Origin of the sequence: Paractinoplanes tereljensis, assembly GCF_016862435.1 — a bacterium.
Taxonomy (GTDB): Bacteria; Actinomycetota; Actinomycetes; order Mycobacteriales; family Micromonosporaceae; genus Actinoplanes; species Actinoplanes tereljensis.
Genome location: NZ_BOMY01000049.1, coordinates 1 through 4,583, shown reverse-complemented (window position 1 = coordinate 4,583; position 4,583 = coordinate 1). Strand labels below are relative to the sequence as shown.

1 protein-coding gene is annotated in these 4,583 nt (G+C 67.2%); it reads right to left on the bottom strand.

What is annotated here, in order from left to right:
• Positions 1 to 366 precede the first annotated feature (366 nt).
• Positions 367 to 1,155 (bottom strand): hypothetical protein, encoded by a 789-nt coding sequence (locus Ate02nite_RS38160; protein ID WP_203812791.1) that lies wholly within the window; start codon positions 1,153 to 1,155, stop codon positions 367 to 369.
• Between the last annotated feature and the right edge of the window lie 3,428 nt (positions 1,156 to 4,583).

Here is a 4,583-nt window from a genome sequence, read left to right as displayed (position 1 = left end):
GGCCGGGGCCGGGGCCGGGGCCGGGGCCGGGGCCGGGGCCGGGGCCGGGGCCGGGGCCGGGGCCGGGGCCGGGGCCGGGGCCGGGGCCGAACGAGTATTCACCGGTTAGGCCGCCGACAGAGCCATATTGAGAGTCGGTGGAGGGTTCACGTTCCGCTGAACGCCACTCGCGCGGGCTTGTCGCGGGCAGGACTCTGTCGATCCGCTTTTGGGGGCGAAGGTCGCCCCTGTGCTGTGAATCCTGCTGCGGCTGATCCCTGTCCGGGTCTCTGTGGCGATTGGCCTGCCGGTGGGAGTTGCTCGCTGCTAGGCAGGCCGGGCGGCGGCTGCTGGGGTGGGCGCGCCGCCGCGTACGGCTGCGGGGAATTAGGTTGTTGCCTGCGGCTCTGCCGCGGGGTGGTCCAGCGCGCCGCTTTCGGCGGCGATCGTTGGGGCCGGCGCCTCGTCGGGTTTGGTCGTCTCGATGTCGTCCAAGGTCGTTGGGCGGCGGTCGTCCGTTTCCGGGTCGGCGGTTGGGCTTTCGTTGCCATTCGCATTCGCGTTCGCGTTTGGCGAGTAGTTGATCGTGGAGGGGGACTCCCACTGGATGTGCGGGGGTTCGGCGATCGCCTGGCCGCCGAAACCGGCCAGCCAGGCGGCGACGAGAGCTAGATTTTCGCGCCATTGCGGCTCGGGGATCACCGGGAGGATGTCGTCCCAGAGGGAGAGGAACGTGCCGCGCAGTTGGAGGCGGCCGTAGGGGCGCGCGAGGAACCACAGGTGCAGGTGCGCGGAACCGTCGCCCCAGCGATTGACGTGGACTCGGGCGACGCCATCAAGTGAGCGAATTGCGCGTTCGAGCCGGACCGTCATGACGCCGAGCTCGGCGGCCAAGAGGTTCGGGAGATCGCCGAGGTCGAGGTGGGAACGGCACTCGAGGATCAAGACCATCGGGAGGCCGGTGGGTCGGTCCATGGCGCGAACGCGCCAGCGTTCACTGACCCAGATGTACGAGTCGTCGGCGGTGCCGCAAGCGACGCACTCGGATGCATCCTCGCCGCTTCGTGGCGGCTCGACCTCCACCGGGGCGGCCAGCGGTTTGACCCGCATGTCGCCCTCGAAGGGAAAGGAAGGCCAGCGCGTGAAGTCGGGCAGCGGCACTGAGTTGTCGGGCACGAGGGGACTTTAGCCCAGGCCAGGGCTACTGTCCCGAGTCAATTTTTAGCCTGTGGAGTAACACCCCGTGAGCACCCCAATGGCCGAGATCAACGTCGATGGTCATCACAGTATGTGGGCACAGGAGTACTCCAGTAGTTATCCACAGAAGTTATCCACAGGCCAGCCCGTTTCACGTGAAACACGACGTCGCAGGCTTGCGCAGCCTGTGGATGAAGCGGTGGATGACCCCTTCTGCATCGGTCGCGTTTCACGTGAAACGGCGCAGGCGGGTTTCTCAACAGCAGTTACGCACAGGTTGTGGATAGTGGTCTGGACTTATACAAGGCCGTGTCGGGGGGTCTGCACCGGGCGCGGGGAACGCGACTGAGACTCACTCGCGTTTCCCGGGTCGTCGGCATCCGTCCCCCGCGACAAGGGCTATGGACCACTCCGTGCCCGCCCGCCGGCGGTGGTGTGCGAGGCGGCGAGCTGCTGAGCGATGAGAACGATCGTGAGGGCCGGCCTGCGCCGTCGGTGACGCTTGCTGGAGTGGGGTTGGTTTAGTGAATCGCCCCGTGTCGCGGCGGGTAAGCGCGGTCGGGTTCGACTGCCTATTGCTCGTTTGCCGCGGGACGGGTGATGGACGACGGTCTGATCGCGGCACTTGCGCCAGCCAGTCGCAGCAGTTCCGGGCCGGCGGCTCGGACTCAGTTCTCGTGGGCTGAAGGTGGCCACATGTCGGCTTGCCGGGCGGCTGAGATCCGGGAGCCGCTTCCTCTGTCTATGGGAGATGGCCGTCGGTTCTTGCGTTCCCCATGGCGGGGGTCGACAGCGCCAGCGCGACACTCTGGCACCTGTCTTGTTGGGAGCAGCGCCGCGAGTCCGACGACACGGCGGCTCCGGCGGCTTCGGGGCGTCTTGCGACTCTCGCGACTCTCGCGACTCTCGCGACCGATGCTCCGGCGGCCCGCTATCGCCCAGTCGATTGCCGTCGCCCAGTCGACTGCGGCCCAGGCCTTTCTTCTCGCGGTCCGGGATGTCAGGGCGCAGGTGGCTCCATCGCCCCGTCCGTCGATAGAGCGCTGCAGCTGCCGTGCGACGCCAGGCGTCGTACAACGCCTCCCGCAATGTTGGCCTGGAGGCAACGGCAGCAGGTGGTCCAGACCCGACCTCGCCTCGAACCCCCTGGTGTCGGAGGTTGGTCTCAGAGCTTCCCTTCCGATGATTTGGCGATCCGGGCTCCACGCCAAACCTCAGGCTCTCGCGAGAGTCAGGCGCTAAGCATCGGCGACCAGAGTCGGACCTCGATGGTGGACCAGCGAGACCCTGGAGCAGCAGCAGATCCACGAGCGGGTGCCGACGCTGCCGACCCCCACCAAGTGCTTCCCCTCCGATGGCATGCTGCCCGGCGAGCGAGAGGGGTGGCTGGTCTGTCGCAGTCAGAACGGCAGCCGGTCGTTGGCCATCCGGGCGTGGCCGCCTACTCCAAATTCAAGACACTTGAGATCGGGCGCGCGATCGTTCTCAGCTGTCGTAGTGGCTTGCGCGTCCTCGAGATGGGCCTGCCAAGGTTGGCTTGCCTCGACGCCGCTACGCGCCGCACCGCCCTCGCCACATGCTGCCGCGCCGCTGCCGTGGTGGGCGCTCGCGGCAACGCTCAGGCGCCATCCCGGACACAGGCCCAGACCAACCATGGTGATGTCTGGCCGGCCTACCGATGGTTGTCGTCGTCGTTGAAAGCTCGGCCTGGAGTTAAGCGGCCCCGGCCTCATTACCGCCGACGCCAGGCGTCCAGACAACTGCGGCTCCGACGATTCGTTCGCACGCCAGCGCTGTCTCCGGCGAACTCAGCAGCCACCAAGATGCGGTCGTCGTTGCGAGGCCATCGTGATGGACGATCATCGTCGCCAGGCAGTCAGCCCAACTTGCCAATCCGAGAGCACCGCGCCCGACGCACTGAAGGGTCCAACGCAACGAGTCGATCGGGCCGTCCAGGACGGGTGTCCAACGGTCGCTCCACTGCGGTACTCGCAAAGACTGGCGTATGTCTGCCGCTTCCGGCGGGGTGCGGGACGGGCCACGATGCGGCGACGCCCCCTTCGCTAGAGCGTTCATGGCGCCGGCCCAAGCGCCATTCATCCAGTCGAGCCCCTGCATCGAAGACGACGGCTCGGCAGCACGACGTATGTGGCCAACTTCGAGTCTGCCCTGATGCAGATATCGGAGCCCGATGGAGCTCAGCCGATGGCCTTCGATGCTTGCGACCGCCAGCATCTGAAGAAGCGTCGTCGCTGGCAATCGACAGGGATTCGACGACGGCCTCGGACGGGGTGAGGGTGGTGATGGAATGCACGGCGGAGAACGCGGGCCGACCCGGCCCGCCGGAGTTCCTTCCGCACGCCTCCCTCTCCGCACGCCTCCCTCACCGCACGTCCCTCACCGCACGTCCCTCTCCGCACGCCTCCCTCACCGCACGTCCCTCTCCGCACGCCTCCCTCACCGCACGTCCCTCTCCGCACCTCTCCGGCCGTCTGCCGCGAGAGCCTCGGCCGCCGTGGTCCCCGAGGCCTAGGCCTCGTAAGCACTCACGCATTCAAGCGGTCGACGGCGCCGGTCCAAGCGCAACTCATCCAGGCGAGCCGCTATGCATCGACGACGAAGACACGACAGAACGACGTGTTCTGAAGGGGCTCCTCCTTGATGCTGGCGCGGTCAACCGCGGCAATGTTCTCGGCGACGTCTGGCCCCAAGATTCTCTGATGGGCAACAGCCATAGCCCGCGGCACAGCGTCCGTGCGCTAGGAGGCATGGCTGTGGACTCGCCTTCGAGATCGTGTCGGACCGGCCTCGACCGGCGTCATCCGATACAGGCCGGCGAGGCCGTTCGTCGCCCGAGCCAACGTGGACGCGGTCTGCGAGCGTGCTAGACAGCGTCCGGAGCCCTCACAGCGCTCGCCCAAATGCCACCCGTTGCGGCTGGCCTAAGCACCTTTCTAGCCCAGCCCTTTCATCCAAACGGTACGACGTAACTGGACCGACTCGACGCACCCGCCGCGACGACACGACCCGCGTGTCCGCTGGATGACGGGCGCCAATGCGCGGTATCGAGACGACGCTTAACTCAGGAGACAGGTCCTACGGACTTCCACCGCGTGATGCGAGCTCGACGCGCTCGGTCGCGCGGCGCTGTATGCACCGTCTCCCTCTGGCCTCGGCACCAAAGCCCGGCCGTGGAACGAGGGCGGGTCGGCCCATCAGGACGGCCGAGGGCTGAGTCCTAGTCAAACCCCGCTCCTTCCGCTCTCGTCTCCCAGGCGCGGAACTCCTGCACGCCGTTTCACGTGAAACCTGAGTCTCCGGTCTCCGGTCTCCGGTCTCCGGTCTCCGGTCTCCGGTCTCCGGTCTCCGGTCTCCGGTCTCCGGTCTCCGGTCTCCGGTCTCCGGTC